16 protein-coding genes are annotated in these 19,041 nt (G+C 64.4%); 4 read left to right on the top strand and 12 right to left on the bottom strand.

Translation table 11 applies throughout. From position 1 onward, the window contains the following. Positions 1-54 precede the first annotated feature (54 nt). A complete protein-coding gene (locus C1H66_RS06970) occupies positions 55-1,011 on the top strand; it encodes a LysR substrate-binding domain-containing protein (RefSeq protein WP_102627178.1) in 957 nt (318 codons plus the stop codon). A gap of 28 nt (positions 1,012-1,039) precedes the next feature. Here the strand turns inward: C1H66_RS06970 and C1H66_RS06965 are convergent, their stop codons facing one another. The 9 genes from C1H66_RS06965 to C1H66_RS06925 form a co-directional block, all read right to left on the bottom strand. Beyond that, positions 1,040-1,630, bottom strand: coding sequence for a malonic semialdehyde reductase (locus C1H66_RS06965; protein ID WP_102627177.1), 591 nt, complete (start codon positions 1,628-1,630; stop codon positions 1,040-1,042). Positions 1,631-1,770: 140 nt separating this feature from the next. Then, positions 1,771-3,276 (bottom strand): CoA-acylating methylmalonate-semialdehyde dehydrogenase, encoded by a 1,506-nt coding sequence (locus C1H66_RS06960; RefSeq protein WP_102627176.1) that lies wholly within the window; start codon positions 3,274-3,276, stop codon positions 1,771-1,773. Between the two features lie 125 nt (positions 3,277-3,401). After that, positions 3,402-4,259, bottom strand: a complete 858-nt coding sequence (locus tag C1H66_RS06955; protein ID WP_240618234.1) for a hypothetical protein — start codon at positions 4,257-4,259, stop codon at positions 3,402-3,404. 90 nt (positions 4,260-4,349) lie between these two features. Beyond that, positions 4,350-4,748, bottom strand: a complete 399-nt coding sequence (locus C1H66_RS06950; protein ID WP_102627174.1) for a YciI family protein — start codon at positions 4,746-4,748, stop codon at positions 4,350-4,352. Positions 4,749-4,779: 31 nt separating this feature from the next. Continuing rightward, on the bottom strand, positions 4,780-6,099 hold the full coding sequence (locus C1H66_RS06945) for a TRAP transporter large permease (RefSeq protein WP_102627173.1): 1,320 nt from the start codon (positions 6,097-6,099) through the stop codon (positions 4,780-4,782). A gap of 3 nt (positions 6,100-6,102) precedes the next feature. Further along, positions 6,103-6,639 carry a TRAP transporter small permease subunit gene (locus C1H66_RS22835; protein WP_170064112.1) on the bottom strand — a complete coding sequence of 179 codons (537 nt, stop codon included), beginning with the start codon at positions 6,637-6,639 and terminating at the stop codon, positions 6,103-6,105. 200 nt (positions 6,640-6,839) lie between these two features. Beyond that, entirely contained in the window at positions 6,840-7,925 is a 1,086-nt protein-coding gene (locus tag C1H66_RS06935; RefSeq protein WP_102627171.1) for a C4-dicarboxylate TRAP transporter substrate-binding protein, read from the bottom strand. Positions 7,926-8,050: 125 nt separating this feature from the next. Continuing rightward, positions 8,051-8,989 (bottom strand): 2,4,5-trihydroxytoluene oxygenase, encoded by a 939-nt coding sequence (locus tag C1H66_RS06930; protein WP_102627170.1) that lies wholly within the window; start codon positions 8,987-8,989, stop codon positions 8,051-8,053. Between the two features lie 188 nt (positions 8,990-9,177). Continuing rightward, positions 9,178-10,020, bottom strand: coding sequence for a fumarylacetoacetate hydrolase family protein (locus tag C1H66_RS06925; protein ID WP_205738634.1), 843 nt, complete (start codon positions 10,018-10,020; stop codon positions 9,178-9,180). A gap of 333 nt (positions 10,021-10,353) precedes the next feature. Between C1H66_RS06925 and C1H66_RS06920 the strand changes: the two genes are divergently transcribed. Next, positions 10,354-10,977 carry a TetR/AcrR family transcriptional regulator gene (locus C1H66_RS06920; protein WP_102627168.1) on the top strand — a complete coding sequence of 208 codons (624 nt, stop codon included), beginning with the start codon at positions 10,354-10,356 and terminating at the stop codon, positions 10,975-10,977. Positions 10,978-11,118: 141 nt separating this feature from the next. Here the strand turns inward: C1H66_RS06920 and C1H66_RS06915 are convergent, their stop codons facing one another. The 3 genes from C1H66_RS06915 to C1H66_RS06905 all read right to left on the bottom strand — a co-directional run bounded on the left by C1H66_RS06915 (position 11,119) and on the right by C1H66_RS06905 (position 15,295). Next, positions 11,119-11,706, bottom strand: a complete 588-nt coding sequence (locus tag C1H66_RS06915) for a peroxidase-related enzyme (protein WP_102627167.1) — start codon at positions 11,704-11,706, stop codon at positions 11,119-11,121. Between the two features lie 101 nt (positions 11,707-11,807). Next, positions 11,808-13,664: a sensor domain-containing diguanylate cyclase gene (locus C1H66_RS06910; protein WP_170064111.1), complete on the bottom strand. Its 1,857-nt coding sequence runs from the start codon at positions 13,662-13,664 to the stop codon at positions 11,808-11,810. Positions 13,665-13,795: 131 nt separating this feature from the next. Further along, positions 13,796-15,295: a CoA-acylating methylmalonate-semialdehyde dehydrogenase gene (locus C1H66_RS06905; protein ID WP_102627165.1), complete on the bottom strand. Its 1,500-nt coding sequence runs from the start codon at positions 15,293-15,295 to the stop codon at positions 13,796-13,798. A gap of 205 nt (positions 15,296-15,500) precedes the next feature. On the opposite strand from C1H66_RS06905, the gene C1H66_RS06900 reads away from it, so the two are divergent. Beyond that, positions 15,501-16,442, top strand: a complete 942-nt coding sequence (locus C1H66_RS06900; RefSeq protein WP_102627164.1) for a LysR family transcriptional regulator — start codon at positions 15,501-15,503, stop codon at positions 16,440-16,442. A 228-nt stretch (positions 16,443-16,670) separates the two neighbouring features. Further along, positions 16,671-18,842, top strand: coding sequence for a catalase/peroxidase HPI (gene katG / locus C1H66_RS06895; protein WP_102627163.1), 2,172 nt, complete (start codon positions 16,671-16,673; stop codon positions 18,840-18,842). The last annotated feature ends 199 nt before the right edge of the window (positions 18,843-19,041 follow it).

The raw sequence follows: 19,041 nt of genomic DNA, 5'->3' as shown, positions 1-19,041 counted from the left end.
GAACCCACTAGACGGCACATCCGGCACAGACCGTTGCATTAATAGGACAATAGAATGCAGGACCTCAATGACCTCTATTACTTCGTGCAGGTAGTGGATCACGGGGGGTTCGCACCGGCCGGTCGCGCCCTGGGGATCCCCAAGTCGAAGCTGAGTCGTCGCATCGGCCAGCTGGAGGAGCGCCTGGAAACTCGGCTGGTGAATCGCTCGACGCGCCATTTTTCGGTGACCGAGATCGGCCAGGCCTATTACCGGCATTGCGTGGCGATGCTGGTGGAGGCGGAAGCGGCTGATGAACTGATCCAGCTTAATCGCGCCGAGCCCCGGGGCGTGATACGACTGAGCTGTTCGCCGAGCGTGCTGCATTACCTGATCACCCCCCTGCTGGTCCGCTTCATGGCCCGGTACCCCAAGGTCGATATCCAGGTGGAGGCCACCAGTCGCCGGGTGGACGTGGTCAAGGAAGGCTTCGACATGGCGATCCGGATCCGCTTCCCGCCCCTGGAAGACAGCGACCTGACCATGAAGATCCTGTCGCGCAGCCCCCAGCGGCTAGTGGCGGCCCCCGGCCTGTTCGAGAACCACTCGCTGCCCCGCACGCCCGCCGACCTGTGCCAGCTACCCAGCCTGGATTTCGACCAGCCCGACAAGCAGCATCGCTGGGATCTGGTCGGCCCCGACGGGGTCACCGCCCAGATCCCTCATCGCCCCCGCCTGGTGACGGACAGCGCCGAAACGCTGCATGAGGCGGCCCTGGCCGGGATGGGCGTGGTCAAGCTGGCCCTACTGGTCGCCGGGCGCGACCTCCAGGCCGGCCGGTTGGTCGATGTGCTGCCGGGCTGGGTGCCACGCGGCGGGATCCTGCATGCCATCTTCCCTTCCCGGCGCTGCCTGCTGCCTTCGGTCCGGGCCCTGCTGGACTTCCTCGCCGAGGAAATCGCGGAGGAAGACGTCGCGACCCGGGACGTCATCCTGGCGACCGAACGGACCAGCGCCTCCCTGGATGACTGACCGCCCGGGAAGAACGGGCGACCGCGGCCTACAGGCACCCGCAGGCCTCGTCGAAGGCGAAGCGCTCGCCCCGGGGGAAGAGCGCCGAGGCATCCCCGAACCCCAGGTTGCACAGGAAGTTGCTCTTCACCCTGCCGTCCGGCCAGAACTCCTGGTCGACGAGGCGATGGTCGAAACCGGACATGGGCCCCACGTCCAACCCCAGGGCACGAGCCGCCAGGATGAAGTAACCGCCCTGGATGGAGCTGTTCCGGAAGGCCGTGACATCGGCGAACGCCGGGTCCTCCTCGAACATCGCCTTGGCCCCGGGGCTGTGGGCGAACGTCCGCGGCAGGTGCTCATAGAAGGCGGTATCGTAGCCCAGCACCGCGACCACCGGCGCCGTCATGGCCTTCTCCACGTTGCCGGGCAACAGCGCCGGCTTGAGGCGTTGCTTGGCCGCCGGACTCCTGAGAAAGAGGATCCTCAGCGGCTGACAGTTCATGGAAGTGGGACAGTGCTGCATGAGGTGATAGAGCTCGCGAAGCGTCTCCTCGCGGATGTCCAAGTCGTACCAGACATTGTGGGTACGGGCTTCCGTGAAGAGCGTTTCGACGGCTCGGGCATCGATGGCAGCCATGAGATGACTCCTTGACTGGGGCGCTCGACGCAGCGGGCGCCCTTGACTCGACTGGCGGCAGGGTCCTGCCCCACCGCCTCGCATGAGGCCGGATCCCGCCGCCGGCGACGCCATGGCCGGGCGGGGGGATCCGGCGCCGGCTACTCCATGGTCGGCATGACGTAGTCGGCGCCGGCCCGGATGCCGGTGGGCCAGCGGGAGGTGATGGTCTTCAGGCGGGTATAGAAGCGCACGCCTTCGGGGCCATGCAGATGGTGATCGCCGAACAGCGAGTTGCGCCAGCCACCGAAGCTATGGAAGGCCATCGGCACGGGAATGGGTACGTTGACGCCGACCATGCCCACCTCGATCCGGTGGGCGAAGCGCCGGGCCGCATCACCATCGCGAGTGAAGATGGCCGTCCCGTTGGCATACTCATGGGCATTGATCAGGTCGAGCGCCTCTTCCCAGCTGTCGACGCGCACGATGCCCAGCACGGGGCCGAAGATCTCTTCCCGGTAGATGCGCATCTGGGGGGTGACATGGTCGAACAGGCTCCCCCCGAGGAAGAAGCCCTCCTCATGACCGGGCGAGGCGATGGCGACGTCGCGCCCATCGACCACCAGCCCGGCCCCCTCCTCCACGCCGATGCCGATGTAGGAGGCCACCTTGTCCCGGTGCGCCGCGGTGATCAACGGCCCCATCTCGGCGGTCTCGTCGCTGCTGGGCCCCACCTTGAGGGTGCGAACGCGAGGCGCCAGGCGCTCGACCAGGGCATCGGCGACCTCGTCCCCCACGACCACCGCCACCGAGATCGCCATGCAACGCTCGCCGGCCGAGCCGTAGGCGGCGCCCATCAGTGCATCCGCCGCCTTGTCCAGGTCGGCGTCGGGCATGACGACCATGTGGTTCTTGGCGCCCCCCAGGGCCTGCACTCGCTTGCCGTTGGCACAGCCGGTGGCATAGACGTAGCGGGCGATCGGCGTGGAGCCGACGAAGCTCACCGCCTGGACGTCGGGATGCGCGAGGAGCGCATCCACCGCCTCCTTGTCGCCGTTGATGACGTTGAAGACGCCATCGGGCAGCCCCGCCCGCTCCAGCAGCTCCGCCAGGAAGAGGGCGGCCGACGGATCGCGCTCCGAAGGCTTGAGCACGAAGGTGTTGCCGCACACCAGGGCGACGGGGAACATCCACAGCGACACCATGGCGGGGAAGTTGAACGGTGTGATACCGGCAACGACTCCCAGGGGCTGGCGCAGCGAGAGGGAGTCGATGTCCGTGCCGATGTTCTCGGTGACCTCCCCCTTGAGCAGATGAGGCCCCCCGCAGGCGAACTCCACCACCTCGATCCCTCGCCGCACCTCGCCCATGGCATCCGAATGCACCTTGCCATGCTCCATGGAGATGATGCGGGCGAGCTCATCGGCATGCTCGTCCAGCAGCGCCTTGAAGCGGCTCATGACCCGGGCACGGCGCAAGGGGGTCATGGCGGACCAGGACGGGAAGGCACGCTTCGCCGCGGCGACGGCCTGGGCCACCTCGGCTTCATCGGCCAGGGGCAGGCGTGCCGTCACCTGGCCGGTCGCCGGATCGTACACATCGTGAAAGCGATTCCCCTGGCCGGCGAGCCTTTCGCCGTCAACATAGTGATGCAAGGTATTATTCATATTCACCTCGAAGTAGTGTTTAGATCTCAGAAAGCCCCCGAGAAAGCTGGCTTGACATCCCACCAACTTCCCCCGCGAATTGCTACGCAATTGACAGAGCCAACGAACCAGAAAATCATCAGGCTCTAGAAGTGCCACTCGGCATTGAAGGTGATGGCATCAACATCGACGCCTGGCTTGCCGTGGTTTCCGAATTTGTTCCTCCATAACTCATACCCGACACCTACCCATAGGTTATTGCTGCTTCCCCAGGCGAGCTCACCTGCATCGAGCATGAGCGAGGTGCGGGAAAGTTGCTCCGGCTTCGTCGCCACACCAAAGTAATCTCCCCCCTTTTCGGTGTTGTAATTAAAAAAACCCTGAAATTTCATCGGAAGGCTGCCGGCTTCGAAAGGAACCCCCCATGCCAGGCTGAACTGATAGTAGGGATCAAAATCGATGCTGTCCTGGTTACCTTCGAGACGACAGACATCGAGACCACAGTGATTCCATTCACGAGCTAGCAAGACACTCAGATCGACAAACCCTCTTGGCAGATCGAACTTGAGCGTTGGCCCCAATAACAGCATCCGTTTACGGGATGCAAAGCTACTGTTCTTGTGACTCAGGTCGAATCCAGCCGTCAAGGCCACATCCCTGACGGGGCCGAAACTCAACGGCTCTCCGAACAGCTTTCCGTAATGCAATTGATGACGATAGACCGAGTAAACATTAATGGCCCCGGAACCACCACCGTTGATTGCATCATTCCGGTCAGACTGAATGAAATCCACATTGAAGTAATTGGATCCGTACTTATAGCCACTGACATGGGAAAACTGCACGATATGCTGTTCAATCTCTTCCTCGATGCCAGGCTCGTGAAACTGAGTGCCATAGCGGTAGCCGAGGAAGGTGTCACTCCAGCTTGCGGCTTGCGCTTCGGTCAGGATCATGCTGCCAAGCATGGCGACAGAGAGCCAAAGCATATATTTTTTATTCATCATGTATCACTTTTAATTTGAAGTGTTGTCGTTGTTAGTCGCGCATCGAGTCTTCCGGCCGCCCCATCCATGGGAGCGACGCCAGGTTGTTTAAACCACCTCAACGCTACCGTCGGAATAGTTCACCCGGATCTGGATCGAGCCTTCATTCATCAGCCAGGGGCGAACGGTGAAGTTGCGTGCCCCGCTGCGATGCATCGGATCGGCGCCGGCGATGTCACGGGCCTCATCCAGAGAATCCGCCCGAATGACGACCATCCCTTCGCCATGCCATGTTTGGCCATCTTCCGAGAACACGGGTCCCGCGGAAAACATGATGCCTCGCCTTTCCAGCTCTACCTGATAGGCGAGATGCTCCTCGAGGTTCGCCAGAATCCTGTCCATGTCCCCCGCGGAGGTGGTCGAGACGACATACATCTGCTTGGCGAGAAAGCCCTTCTCCTTGCAGACACCGACGATAAAATCCTTGGTCAGGGTATCGTTACTCATGATCGACTCCGGTTCTTGTAATGGTCGATAATCAGCGAGCCAGCACCAGGCTCAGCCATGGAAATGCCGCCAGAATCAGCAGCACGCACAACATGCAAAGGACGAAGGGGATCACGCCCACGAAGACTTCCTTCAGGGCCACGCTCTGATCATCCAGCGAGGCCTTGACCGTATAGACGGACAACCCGAAGGGTGGGGTGATCAAGCCGATCTCCACGGCCACCACGGTGATGATGCCGAACCAGATCGGGTCCATCCCGAAGCTAGCGGAGATGGGCAACGCGATGGGCACCATGATCAACAGGATGGAGACCGAGTCGAGCACGCAGCCGAGGAGCAGGATGACCAGCAGGTACATGAGGACGAACCCGACCGCCCCCAGCCCGGAGCCGATCATCAGGTGGGTGATCTGCTCGGGCACGCCGCTCATCGCCAACATCCTGCTGTAGAGACTCGCGGCGATGATGAGAAAGAGGACGGAGACCGAGACATGCCCGGTTTCCACCAGCACCTTCCAGAACCTGCTCGGCGTCAACATCCCCCGCAGCAGCGTCATGATGAAGGCGCCCAGGGCCCCCACGGCGCCGGCCTCCATCGGCGTGAAGATGCCCGAGTAGATGCCACCCAGCACCAGGACGATCAGGGCCAGGATGGGGACGCCCTTCTTGAGCAGGGACGCCAGGGTTTCCGCCCTTTCCTCATCGGGGTGCTGCTGCAGACTGTCGGCATTGCCCACGAAGTCGGGGAAGAACCTGGCCAGCACCACGATCAGCAGGCAGAAGCAGCCCGCCAGCAGCAGCCCCGGAATGACCCCCGCGATGAAGAGCCGGCCGATCGACTCCTCGGCGAGCACCCCGTAGATGATCAGCAGCAGGCTGGGGGGAATCAGCATCCCGAGCACCGAACTGGCGGCGACGACGCCCACCGAGAAGCGGCTGGTATGCCCGTGACGCATCATCTCGGGTACGGCGATCTTGCTGAAGACGGCGGCGGAGGCGATGCTGACGCCCGTGATGGCGGCGAAGGCGGCATTCGAACCGACGGTGGCCATGCCGAGCCCTCCCCGGATTTTCCTCAGCAACCAGCCGGCCACATCGAAGGTGTCCCGCCCGACGCCACAGACCGAGACGAAGAGCCCCATCAACACGAAGAGCGGGACCACGCCGTAGAGGCTGTCCTGGATCGCATCATTGGCGGCGGAAGCCACCATCCGCAGGGCGAGGGACGGGTCCAGCATCAGCCAGAGACTGACGAAGGAGATCAGTATCAGGGCGATGGCGATGTGAACGCCCAGATAGATGGCAATCAGCATCGAGGCGATCGCGATCAGCCCAATGATCATGGCGGACATGGCTCAGCCTCCCTTCCGTTCTTTGTAGTGGTCGCTTGCGGAAGCCAGGTCCTGCAGCGCATCGATGAGGTACTGGATTCCGGTGGCGCTGCCACCGATCAGGATGACGGTCTTCACCGGCCAGGTGGGCACGGTGAGCAGGCCCTGGACGCCGATGTACTCATTGGCATGCCATGCCTGCGCCCATAGCGGGTAGGTGCCGTAGACGATCAGGGCACTGGCCAGGATGCCGCCCAGGCTGTACACGGCACTCAGGACATGTCCCGCCACGGGGGACGTCGTGATGAACTTCTCGATGAAGATATCCGCCTTCGCCATGCGCCGATGCCTCAACGTGCTGGCCATCTGCAGGAAGACGATCACCACGATGGACAGCGACATCAGTTCCGTGACGCCATAGATGGGTTGATTGAGCAGAGACCTGGACGCCACGTCCGCGCACACCAGGACCATCATCGCGAATATCAGCAGCGACCCCACGGCATTGAGCCCATCGACGACACGGCCGAACCATTCATTCATCATTCTTGTATTGCTCATTTTCCGACCTCCTTTCACTCTCTCGGCGCCTCGGTAGCACCGAGCGCAGCCAAGATCATTGGAGACGTCATGGATGCAAGGGGCTCGATGAAGGCGTTTCCGCCGGCGACACCCGAAGACGTCGCGTCGTCGATGAACGTCCCTGTGCGTGATCCATCGATGCCCATTCCCGGGTAGCCTCTTCACCGAGGTTTCCACCACTAGATTTCTTGGTCCCAGGCACGCATGGGCTCGATGCCCCGCTTGCGTATCGCGTCCATATAGGCCTGGAGGACTTCCCCGGCAGGCAGACCTTTGGCGCGATTGTCCTCGACCCATTCCTTCGCCAGGTTCGGCAGGGTGTCGATCCACTCCCGGGTCTGCTCCTCCGACCAGGTGGCGATGGTGACGTCGGGGTTCTCCTCCATCGCCGCCATGCCCTGGTCGTAGAGGCCCATCGCCCCGACCCCGACGTGCTCGGAGTAGACATCCCCGGCCTCCAGCAGGATCTTCTGGAGCTCGTCGGGCAGGCCCTCGAAGGTATCCTTGTTGATGGCCAGCCCACCGAAATAGGTGGAACCCAGGTTCACCTTCGTCAGGTAAGGCGCCACCTCGTGGAGCTTGATGCTGAAGGCACCGGACGGCAGTACCAGGCTGCCATTGGAGACGCCCGTCTGAACCTGCATGTAGAAATCGGGCAAGGCCCCTTGCACCCCCACGGCGCCCGTCCCGCGCAGCCAGGAAGACAGCACCCCCGCCGCCGAGATCTTCTGGCCCTGCAGGTCATCCAGGGAGTCGAGGGGGAAGGCCGTGAAGATCTGGAAGGGATCGCTGGCGGTTGCGCCGAGGAAGACCGTGTTATTGCCTTCCCATTCGGCCTTCAACGCCGGCACGGAGCGATTCAGCTCGTTGAAGACATCCATCATGATCGCCGGGTCATCCGTAACGCCCGGCGTATAGGCCGTGACCTGCGTCAAGGGCTGTCGGGAACCCTCCAGGGTGCTGAACACCCAGCCGATATCCACGATGCCCTGCGACACCGAGCTGAGGGTCGCGTTGGCCTTGTACAGCTTGCCCCCGTAGGACTCCTGCCAGTTGATCCGGTAGCCCAGATCCAGCTCGGCGATGCGGCGGTCGACCTCGGGGATGAAGTGATCGGAAATGGCGCCCACCCATGGCAGGGATGCCGGATGGCTGGCCCCGACCCTGAGATTGATCGTCTCCATGGCCTGGGCGGATTCTTCGCCGCAGCCGGAGAGTACCAGGGGGAGTGCCAGGGCAAGGGGGGAAATCAGCTTGAGGTTCATCGTCTGACTCCTGAGCTTGTTGTGTATTGTTGGAGTGTCGAGCGGAGGGGGACGGGGCTGTTGTCGTCGAGGGTTATCGCCCACGCCCCTTTCTCGTCCTGGTCAGGCTGCGAGCGGGCTCACCGTCACTCATGACCGAGGAAGTCCTCGATCGCCATGTCGGGTCCCCATTGGTAGAGGGTGTTGCTTCCTCCCTCCACGTAGCCGGTTCGCGACTCGCGGTTGTAAAGGTCGCCGTCGGTGAAGTGCTCGACGATGTTGCCCGAGGTGTCGTACCAGTAGTCGAACACCTGACTGCCGAGCAGGTGTCGGCCTACCCCCCAGAAGGGCGTCCATGCCCGCTGCGTCAACCACTGGTTGCCGAGATACTGGGAGTCCACATCCTGAACCTCGAACGAGGAGTGATGGACGTGATCTCTGGGGGCACCGAAGAGGGCGACGGTGTGATGGTCCGTCCAGTCATCGCCGCGGTCGATCCGCAGGAAGACGGCATGGGGGTTATCCCGCTGTTCTTCGACCACCATGTCGGACGGCAACATGCCCAGGACGGTCGTATACCACTGGAGGTTCGCGTGGAGATCCTGGACGCCCAGGGCGATATGCCCGAGCCGGAGGATCTGGGCGGGGCCCGGTTCTGGTCGTTGCGTATCACCGAACCGCTGCTTGCTGTCGGCGGTGTTGTAGGTCAGGGCGGGTCGCATCGGCAGCGGCGCCACTGTCGAGATGCCATGGACGATATCGACCTGACGGCCGGCGGGGTCGTGGAGTATCACCCGCTCCCCGCCGCCTGGCCTGTCGAGCGCCTGCACCTCGGAGGCGCCCTCCAGGGCGGCGGCTTTCAGCAGGTCGTCGCGACTCTCGACCTCGAAGGCAATGCTGCCGAAGGATGGCGTCTCGGCACGCTCGGCGATATAGATGTAGGGGGCCGAGCAGGCGCCCCGGAAGAACACCCGATCGTCGTCCCTGGACGCCACCACCATGCCGAAGTCGCCGAGGAAGGCTTCGAGCGCTTCCAGGTCGGCGTGGCGATACACCACATGATGGATATCTTTGACCCTAAGCATATTCGCTCCATTTCTTCGCTGTTGTCGTTATTCACCGCTAGGAGGTACAGCCAAGGAAACACGGATTCTTGTCTTGCTTCCCGCCGAGGAGGAGCGACTCCCCTTCGGCCCATGTCCTGATCTATCTCCCTGGATTCCGCTCTCCCTTCCCTCCACGGCTTCGAGATCGCTGGTGCGCGGTCAGAGGATTATCTGGACACCGGGTTTATCAGGGTCCCCAGCCCCTCGACTTCGACGCTGCAGACATCACCTTCCTGCATGTAGAGCGGCGGGGTCCTGGCGAAACCGACGCCGGCGGGCGTGCCTGTGACCAGCACGTCGCCGGGCTCCAGGGTCAGCACTTCACTGATGATGGAGATCAGGTCTGCCACATCGAAGATCAGGTCATCGGTATTGGCCTGCTGGACGACCTCCCCGTTGAGCAGGGTCCTGAGCTGCAGACCCTTCCCACCCAGTGGCAACTCCTCGGCGGTGACGAAGGCGGGACCGAAGGCGCCCGTGGCATCGAAGTTCTTGCCCATGGTCCATTGGGGTGACTTGAACTGGTAATCCCGCACCGAGGCATCGTTGAAGATCGAATAGCCGGCGACATGATCCAGCGCTCGGCCCCGCGATATGTTGCGCCCACCGGTGCCGATGATGACGGCCATCTCGCCTTCGTAGTCGAGCTGCTCTGAGCCTGCAGGACGGATGATCGGCGCATTGTGGCCGATCAAGCTGGACGCGAAGCGCGTGAAGACCGTCGGGTAATCGGGCTGGTCATAGGGGCTCTCCTTGGTATGATCGGCATAGTTAAGTCCCACGCAGATGATCTTCGCGGGTCGCGGCAAAGGGGGCAGAAAACGGATCGACTCGCCCTCGAGGGAGCGGCCCCCACCGAGCCATCGATGCGCCTTCTGCAGCGTCGCTTCGCCCTCTTTCAGCAACTGCGCAAGGTCCCCTGGATAGCCGGCATCGTTCACTGTCAGCCCTCGCAGCCCCTCCTGCTCCTCGATCGCCAGGCCCTGATGCCCATCCTGTTCGAAGGTCACGAATCGCATGTCTTCCTCCTGCTGGTTGGATTTGTCTTAACTGCGGTACGGTACTGTACCGTACCAATCTGGATCAAAGATCGCCCACGGACTCCTCGCTGTCAAACGATTTCTCGATCGGGATGCCCTACCTTCGTCGAAGGCGGCACCTGCAGGGCGGCCACATCGGCGGGACGCGCCGGGCCGGGCCTCGAGCCCGTGCGCGAGCCATGATGCCTACCTCAAGCCCCTGACCCGTCATCGACCGACGCGGCTGGGCCGTCGGTTTGCTATCCGACGGCCCCGGGTAGTATGGTACTTTCAGGTATCTTTTCCGTATCGCCGAGGGAACGCATGGCACGCCCATCACAAGCGAAGAAGCGTGAAGCCATTCTCGATGCCGCAACCGAGCTCTTCCTGGAAAGCGGTTACTCACGCGTCAGCGTCGACGCCATCGTCGCCAAGGTGGGAGGATCGAAGCGCACCATCTATGCCTATTTCGGCGACAAGGATGGGCTCTTCTCGGCGCTGATTTCCCACCTGTGTCAGAAGATCGTCACCCCCATGGTGTCGCTCGATCTCATCGGGTTGGCGCCGGATCGGGCACTGCGCAAGATGGCCGACGCCTTCTTCGACGTGCTGCTGGCCCCGAACACCCTGGAGCTCCATCGACTGGTGGTGGCCGAGAGCCCGCATTTCCCGGACGCGGGCCGGGCCTTCTTCTCCGCCGCCCCCTCCATCTCGTACCGCTGCCTCTCGGACTACTTCGCCTGGGCCGAGAACGAGGGCCTGATCACGCCAGGCAGTCCCTACAACCGTGCGCGGCTGTTCCTCGACTCCCTCACCGGGGATATCCAGCTACGATGCCTGTTGGGCCTCGTCGATGAGCCGGACAAGGAGAAACTGCGGGCGCTGTCCGACGAGGCGATCGACATCTTCCTCGATGGCATCGGCTACCGAAGGGCCAGCCTCCCTTGAGGCGTCATGACCGGCGCCCGGCCTCGTGACGCTTGCACGAGAGCCAGCTCATGCCGGTGCTGCAACTGCTGGAGGAGTGTCAGACTATCTCCCACTGCTGACTGCACGGGGTTTGTATTCAGCCGGCCACGTAAACGAGACCTACTTCTCCCGCGGCACCCGCCCCATCAGGTAGAACTCCTCGTTGGGCGGGGTGCCGGCGAGGGTGACCAGGCGGTTGGACATGCCGAAGAAGGCGGCGATGGCGCCGATGTCCCAGATGTCGTCGAGGGTGAAGCCGGCCTCGAGCAGGCGGGCCTGCCACGCCTCGGTGAGCTCGCCCACCTCCAGGCCCGTGTGGAAGGCGAAGTCGAGCATCACCCGGTGGCGCTCGTTCAGGTCGGCGACGCGGTGGTTGACGGCGACCTGGTCGGCGAGCAGCGGGTCCTTGCTGTAGATGCGCACCAGGGCGCCGTGGGCGACCACGCAGTAGAGGCAGCGGTTGCGCCCACTGGTGGCCACCACGATCATCTCCTTCTCGGCCTTGGTCAGGGTGTCCGACTCGCGCTCCATCAGGGCGTCGTGGTAGGCGAAGAAGGCACGGAACTCGGCCGGGCGATGGGCCAGCATCAGGAAGACGTTGGGCACGAAGCCGGCCTTCTCCTGCACCGCCAGCATGGCGTCACGGATGTCGTCGGGCAGGTCGTGGATCGACTCGGGAACGGGAAAGCGGCTGATGGGGGCGGACATGGCGGCTCCTGGGTGACGTCGTTGTCGGATCAGTGAACGCGATATCTCCAGTTAACGTCAACGTCATCCTGTTGTCCATGCCGGCGTCAGGCTGCCGGCGCTCAGGCGCCGAAGGCCAGGTGGCGCGTCACGATGCGGTTGCGTTCCCGGCCCTTGGCCTCGTACATCGCCTGGTCCGCCTGGACATAGAGCGCCTGGGTATCCGGAACCCTGTCGAAGTCCTCGCAGGCGACCAGGCCGAAGGACGCCGTGACCACGCCATGCCCGGAGCCGGCGTGGGGAATCCCCAGCCCCTCGATGGCCGCACGGAACTGCTCCAGGGCCTGGAGGCCGGCTGCCAGGGTGTCGGCCTCGAGCATCAGGCCGAACTCCTCCCCGCCCAGCCGGAACAGCCGATCGCCGGCGCGCCGGAAATGCCTCTCGAGCAGCGCCGCGACCCTCACCAGTACCTCGTCGCCCGCCTGGTGGCCATAGGTGTCGTTGTAGGCCTTGAAGGCATCGATATCCATCACCGCGAACAGCAGCGGCCGGCCGTGGCGACGACGACGCTGCAGCTCGTCGTCGACCAGGGCATGGAACTGGCGACGGTTGAGCAGCCCGGTGAGCGGGTCGGTGCGCGACAGGGCGACGAGCTGCCGGTTGGCCGCCTCGAGATCACTGGTGCGCGCCCGGACCTGCGCCTCCAGCTGCTGGTTGAGTGTCCGCTGCATCTCGTGAGTGGCGCGCTCGGCCGCGAGCTTCTCGTTCTTGAGCCGATTGATCTTCCAGGCCAGCCCCAGGGCCAGCATCAGGAACTCGAGCCCCGAGCCCGCCTGGACGGCGTACTCGGTGACGGCGTTGTAGGGCAGCACCCCGGCCACCCGCAGGAAGTAGAGCGAGACGCCGACCAGCAGCACGCTCCACGCCACCAGGAAGATCCTGGCCAGGACGTCGCCCCGCCAGCTCAGCCAGGCGGCCACGCCGAGCAGCAGCGTGGAGAGCACGATGGCCGCGGGAATCATCAGGCGAAAGATCGGCGCATAGTGCCCCAGCAGCGCCGGCAGGGCGCTCGCCAGGCAGACGCCCGCCACCCCGTACAGCGCCCGGGCCACTCCCGGCGCCTGCCGCTGCAGGCTGAGGTAATTGCTGCTGAAGATAGCCAGCGTGATGGCGAACAGGCCGATGTTCAGCGGGATCATCTGGTTGTTGAACGTCGGCAGGGTCGGCCACCAATACTGGAAGGCAAAGCCACGTGCGGCAAACATCAGCACGAAGAAGGTGCCGAGATAGATCACGTAGAGCAGCAAGGGGCGCTCGCGGGTGGCGACGTAGAGCAGCAGGTTGTAGATGAGCAGCGCCAGCAGTGCCCCGAAGTAGAGGCTGAAGGCCATCAGCTCCCGCTGGGTCTTGGCCAGGAAGCTGGCATCGTCCATCAGGTAGAGCGGCGTGGCGTCATACAGCCCGTCGTGGGTGTCCAGCCGCAGGATCACGCGGCGCGTCTCGCCGGGCGGCAGCGCGATCGGCAGCACGAAGGTGCGGTGCGCCACCGGGCGCGAGTCGAAGTCGCGGCGATTGCCGGTCTGCCACGCCTGGACCACCTCCCCGCGCTCGTCGACCAGCCAGGCATCCAGGTAGTCGTGCAGCGGCATGGCCAGCTCCAGCAGCCGGCGCTCTGGCGCCGCGGAGGCATTCGCCAGGTCGACCTCAAGCCACCAGGCCGACGACGAGAAGCTGAAGTTGAGGGTGTCCTGGTCGGAGGCCCGCCAGGGCAGCCGGTCGCGGCGGGCGAGCAGCGACGCGATGTCGAGCTCGCGATCGGGGTCCTCGAGCACCGCTACCCGCGGCCCGAGGTTGAGCTCGCCCGGCATCCCGGTAACCTCGATGGCGGCCTGGGCCGGCAGCGCCAGCAGGCAGAGCAGGGCCAATGCCCAGCACAGCCGGCTGGCCACCGACGAGAACGGCGAAGTGTGACGAGTCAAATGAGCTCCGGCATCGTATCCATACGATAACGGGACTCTACCAGCTTTCCCGACCGGCCAGGCAGGCATCGTCAACGCAAGGCGGCCCCGCCTCTCGCGAGACGGGGCCGCGTTTCACGCTGCCGGCGGGATCAGTGCAGCGAGATGGTGCTGTTGATGCCGCTGGAGACGTTCTCGGGCTCGAACCAGCGCGCGGTGACGGTCTTGGTCTGGGTCCAGAACTGGATCGCCTGCTTGCCGTTGGGGCCCAGGTCGCCGAGCTTGGAGCCACGCGAGCCGGTGAAGCTGAAGTAGGCCACCGGCACCGGGATCGGCACGTTGATGCCGACCTGGCCGACGTCGATGTCGGTCTCGAAGCGGCGCGCCACCCAGCCGGAGTTGGTGAAGATCGAGGTGCCGTTGCCGTTGGGGTTGGCGTTGATGAACTCGATCGCCTCGTCCAGGGTGTCGACGCTGACCACGCAGAGCACCGGGCCGAAGATCTCCTCGCGGTAGATGGTCATCTCCGCGGTCACGTCGGCGAAGACGGTAGGGCCGACGAAGTTGCCGTCGGGATAGCCCGCCACCTGGCAGCCGCGGCCGTCGAGCGCCAGGGTGGCGCCCTCCTGCTCGCCGGCACCGATCAGGCGTACCACGCGATCGCGGGCGGCCGGGGAGACCAGCGGGCCGAGATCGGCGTCACGCTGGGTGCCCGGGCCGACCTTCATGTTGCGGGCGCCCTCGACGATGTCCTCGAGCCAGGCCCGGGCCTCGCCCACCAGCACCACCACGGAGTTGGCCATGCAGCGCTGGCCGGCGGCGCCGAAGGCCGAGCCCAGCAGGTTGTTGATGGCCTGGCTGCGGTTGGCGTCGGGCATCACCACGCAGTGGTTCTTGGCGCCCATCATCGACTGCATGCGCTTGCCGGCGGCGGCGGCGCGGTTGTAGAGCAGCGTGCCGACATGGCTCGAGCCGATGAAGGAGAGCGCCTTGATGTCCGGGTGGTCGGCGATCTGGTTGGCCACGTCCGGGCCACCGTGCACCACGTTGAGCACGCCGGCGGGAATGCCGGCCTCGTGGGCCAGCTCGACCAGGCGCATGGTGGAGCTGGGATCCTGCTCGGAGGGCTTGAGCACGAAGGTGTTGCCGGTGGCGATGGCCAGCGGGAACATGAAGCACGGCAGCATGATCGGGAAGTTGAAGGCGGTGATGCCGGCGCCCACGCCCAGCGGCTGGTTCAGGGTGTAGACGTCGACCTCGTTGGCGGCGTTCTCGGCCAGCTCGCCGAGCTGCAGCGAGGTGATCGAGCAGGCGTGCTCGACCACTTCCAGGCCACGGCCCACCTCGCCCTCGGCGTCGGGCAGGGTCTTGCCGTGCTCCTCGGTGATCAGCGCGGCGAGCTCCTCGGTGTGGTCGCGGATCAGCGCCTGCAGCTTGAGCATGATGCGCATGCGCTTGCCCAGCGGCACCTTGCGCCAGGTCTTGAAGGCCTGCTTGGCGCTGGCCACGGCACGGTCGACTTCCTCGGCGCTGCAGAACGGCACCCGGGCGACCACCTCCTGGGTGGCCGGGTTGACCACGTCGCGCCACTCCTGGCTCTGGGACGCGACGGCCTGGCCATCGATATACATGGGGATCTCGCGGATAGGCATGGGGGTGCTCCTCTGTGATTGGGTGGCGTTGCCTTGTTATTCGGCTCTTGCGTTGGACACTGGAAGTCGACTTTCGACTTTATGTGCATGACGGCACGGAATGTGATGTCATCGAGTCTATCCAGACGCTCGAGGGCATGACAACGGGCACTCGGGCACATTGTTTGTGCACCCATGCACAAACAAGCGATCAGGGGAGACGCCGATGCTGGACTGGCAGGATATCCAGATCTTCCTGGAGGTGGCGCGCAGCCAGCGCCTCACCGACGCCGCCCGGCGCCTGGGGCTGGATCACTCCACGCTGTCGCGGCGCACCCGCCGCTTCGAGCAGAAGCTCAATACCCAGCTCTTCGAGCGTAGCACCCACGGCTACCACCTCACCGAGGCCGGTCAGCGGCTGCTCGCCCACGCCGAGGAGATGGCCCGCCACGCCTTCGAGGCCGGCGAGAGCCTCACCGACCAGAACCACCAGATCGGCGGCCAGATCCGCCTCGGGGTGACCGAAGGCTTCGGCACCTGGGTGATCGCCCCGCTGCTCTCGGCGTTCTGCGAGCGCCACCCGGGCGTGACCCTGGACCTGCTCGCCCTGCCCCGGGTGGTCAACCTCAGCCGCCACGAGGCGGACCTGGCGATCACCGTGGAGCGTCCGGTGAGCCCGGGGCTGGTGATCTCGCGGCTCTGCGACTATCGCCTGCGGCTCTACGGCAGCCGCGCCTACCTGCAACGCCACGGCACCCCGCAGCATCTGCCCGAACTGGGTCGGCACCGGCTGATCGGCTACGTCGACGACCTGATCTTCAGCGAGCAGCTGAGCTACCTGGAGCCGCTGCTCGATCCCTCGGTGGTCGGCCACCCGGGGCCGCACTTCGCCATGCGCAGCACCAGCGTCACCACCCAGCACGCCGCCGCCCTGTACGGGGCAGGGCTCGCCGTGCTGCCCTGCTTCATGGCGGAAACCAGCGAGTCGCTGGTCACGGTGCTCGACGACGAGGTGGCGATCGACCGCCAGTTCTGGATCACCGCCCGCCAGGAGCAGCGCCGCCTGGCCCGGGTGCGGCTGCTGTGGGACTTCCTGCGCGAGGCGCTCGACGCCAACCGTGCCTTCCTGATGGGTAGCACCGGGACGCTGGTGTTGCCTTCCCCCTGAGGCCCTCGTCCCCCGAGTCTCGGGTTGATAAAGGCTGGCTATCGAGTCGGTGGATATTCCCGCTTTGTCCTAATAGAGACCGGTGATTAGCTTATAAGGGCGACGACGAGGAACCCGACCGTCAGGCGCCCGAATGGGCATGGTTGATTCGGTTCATTGTCCCATCGGAACGTCATCGTCTATACACAGGTGACAGTTCCCTCAACGCAGCCAAGCTTGGAGAGCGAGATGGGTGATCAGCAGAACGCAGGCAAGTGTCCAGTCATGCACGGTGGCCAGACCGCCAGCGGTCATTCCAACACCGACTGGTGGCCAGAGTCCCTGAACCTGGACATCCTCCATCAACATGATCGCAAGACCGACCCGATGGGCGAGGACTTCAACTATCGCGACGAGGTCAGGAAGCTCGACTTCGATGCGCTCAAGCAGGACCTCCACGACCTGATGACCGACAGTCAGGTCTGGTGGCCGGCCGACTGGGGCCACTACGGCGGCCTGATGATCCGCATGTCCTGGCACGCGGCCGGCACCTACCGCATCGCCGACGGCCGCGGCGGCGGCGGTACCGGCAACCAGCGCTTCGCGCCGATCAGTTCCTGGCCCGACAACGTCAGCCTGGACAAGGCGCGCCGCCTGCTGTGGCCGATCAAGAAGAAGTACGGCAACAAGCTGAGCTGGGCCGACCTGATCATCCTGGCCGGCAACGTGGCCTACGAATCCATGGGCCTGAAGACCTTCGGCTTCTCCTTCGGCCGCGAGGACATCTGGCACCCCGAGAAGGACATCTACTGGGGCGCCGAGAAGGAGTGGTTGGCCCCCTCCGACGAGCGCTACGGCAACGTCGACCAGCCCGACACCATGGAGAATCCCCTGGCCGCGGTGCAGATGGGGCTGATCTACGTCAACCCGGAAGGCGTGAATGGCCAGTCGGATCCGCTCAAGTCCGCCGAGCAGGTTCGCGAGACCTTCAAGCGGATGGCGATGAACGACGAGGAGACCGCTGCCCTGACCGCCGGTGGCCATACCGTGGGCAAGACCCACGGCAACGGTGATGCCGCCGCGCTGGGCCCGGAACCCGAGGCGACCGACGTCGAGGAGCAGGGCCTGGGCTGGAAGAACCCCAACATGCAGGGCAAGGCCGCCAATGCGGTGACCTCCGGCATCGAAGGGGCCTGGACCAAGTACCCGACGAAGTTCGACATGGGCTACTTCGACATGCTGCTCGACCACGAGTGGGAGCTGAAGAAGAGCCCCGCCGGCGCCAACCAGTGGGAGCCCGTCGACATCAAGGAGGAGGACAAGCCGGTCGATGCCAGCGACCCCTCCCTTCGCCACAATCCCATCATGACCGATGCGGACATGGCGATGAAGATGGACCCCAGCTATCGGAAGTACATGGAGGCGTTCCGCAAGGACACGGGCTACTTCCAGGACACCTTCGCGCGGGCCTGGTTCAAGCTGCTCCACCGCGACCTGGGACCCAAGTCCCGCTATATCGGTCCGGAAGCCCCCAGGGAGGACCTGGTCTGGCAGGATCCGGTACCGGCCGGCAGCACCGACTACTCCGTCGAGGCGGTCAAGCAGCGGATCGCCGAGAGCGGCCTCTCCATCGCCGAGATGGTCAGCACCGCCTGGGACAGCGCACGCACCTTCCGCGGTTCCGACTTGCGCGGCGGCGCCAACGGCGCCCGTATTCGCCTGGCCCCGCAGAAGGACTGGGAGGGCAACGAGCCGGACCGTCTGGCCAGGGTCCTGGGGGTGTACGAGAAGATCGCTGCCGACAACGGCGCCAGCGTGGCCGACGTGATCGTGCTGGGCGGCAGTGTGGGCATCGAGCAGGCCGCCAAGGCCGCCGGCGTCGACATCACCGTGCCGTTCGCTCCGGGGCGCGGCGATGCCAGCGACGAGATGACCGACGCCGAGTCCTTCCAGTACTTGGAGCCGCTGGCCGATGGCTTCCGCAACTGGCAGAAGCAGGAGTACGTGGTCAAGCCGGAGGAGATGCTGCTCGATCGCGCCCAGCTGATGGGCCTGACCGCGCCGGAGATGACCGTGCTGATCGGCGGCATGCGCGTGCTGGGCACCAACCATGCTCGCTCCAGTCACCACGGCGTGTTGACCGAGCGGGAAGGTCAACTGACCAACGACTTCTTCGTCAACCTGACCGACATGGGCAACACCTGGAAGCCGGTGGGCAACAATCTCTACGAGATTCGCGACCGCAACAGCGACCAGGTGAAGTGGACCGCCAGCCGCATCGACCTGGTGTTCGGCTCCAACTCCATCCTGCGCTCCTACGCCGAGGTCTACGCCCAGGACGACAACCAGGAGAAGTTCGTCAAGGACTTCGTCAAGGCCTGGACCAAGGTGATGAACGCGGATCGCTTCGACCTCGCTTGATCGAGACGCGCATAGCGAAACGCTCGGGCGCTGCCGTCATCCGGTGGCGCTCGGGCATCCCGCTCCCGGCGCGGGCAGGTTCAGTCGCCGGAATGCACTGAAGTTCTTCGAATCAATGGGCATCGCTGTGCTGACCATCAGTGCAGAAAACAGCCCGAATGAGTTGGCCAACCAGGTAGAAACGTTTATCCATGAAACC

The sequence above is a fragment of the Halomonas heilongjiangensis genome (genome assembly GCF_002879645.1).
Lineage (GTDB): Bacteria > Pseudomonadota > Gammaproteobacteria > Pseudomonadales > Halomonadaceae > Halomonas > Halomonas heilongjiangensis.
Note: the sequence above shows the minus strand (reverse complement) of the source record. Positions and strands in the feature narration are given on the sequence as shown.

Bases quoted from the DNA above. Each gene is read 5' to 3' on its own strand.
- C1H66_RS06970 (WP_102627178.1), top strand. From the start codon at position 55: ATGCAGGACCTCAATGACCTCTATTACTTCGTGCAGGTAGTGGATCAC.
- C1H66_RS06965 (WP_102627177.1), bottom strand. From the start codon at position 1,630: ATGGCTGCCATCGATGCCCGAGCCGTCGAAACGCTCTTCACGGAAGCC.
- C1H66_RS06960 (WP_102627176.1), bottom strand. From the start codon at position 3,276: ATGAATAATACCTTGCATCACTATGTTGACGGCGAAAGGCTCGCCGGC.
- C1H66_RS06955 (WP_240618234.1), bottom strand. From the start codon at position 4,259: ATGAATAAAAAATATATGCTTTGGCTCTCTGTCGCCATGCTTGGCAGC.
- C1H66_RS06950 (WP_102627174.1), bottom strand. From the start codon at position 4,748: ATGAGTAACGATACCCTGACCAAGGATTTTATCGTCGGTGTCTGCAAG.
- C1H66_RS06945 (WP_102627173.1), bottom strand. From the start codon at position 6,099: ATGTCCGCCATGATCATTGGGCTGATCGCGATCGCCTCGATGCTGATT.
- C1H66_RS22835 (WP_170064112.1), bottom strand. From the start codon at position 6,639: ATGAGCAATACAAGAATGATGAATGAATGGTTCGGCCGTGTCGTCGAT.
- C1H66_RS06935 (WP_102627171.1), bottom strand. From the start codon at position 7,925: ATGAACCTCAAGCTGATTTCCCCCCTTGCCCTGGCACTCCCCCTGGTA.
- C1H66_RS06930 (WP_102627170.1), bottom strand. From the start codon at position 8,989: ATGCTTAGGGTCAAAGATATCCATCATGTGGTGTATCGCCACGCCGAC.
- C1H66_RS06920 (WP_102627168.1), top strand. From the start codon at position 10,354: ATGGCACGCCCATCACAAGCGAAGAAGCGTGAAGCCATTCTCGATGCC.
- C1H66_RS06915 (WP_102627167.1), bottom strand. From the start codon at position 11,706: ATGTCCGCCCCCATCAGCCGCTTTCCCGTTCCCGAGTCGATCCACGAC.
- C1H66_RS06905 (WP_102627165.1), bottom strand. From the start codon at position 15,295: ATGCCTATCCGCGAGATCCCCATGTATATCGATGGCCAGGCCGTCGCG.
- C1H66_RS06900 (WP_102627164.1), top strand. From the start codon at position 15,501: ATGCTGGACTGGCAGGATATCCAGATCTTCCTGGAGGTGGCGCGCAGC.
- katG (WP_102627163.1), top strand. From the start codon at position 16,671: ATGGGTGATCAGCAGAACGCAGGCAAGTGTCCAGTCATGCACGGTGGC.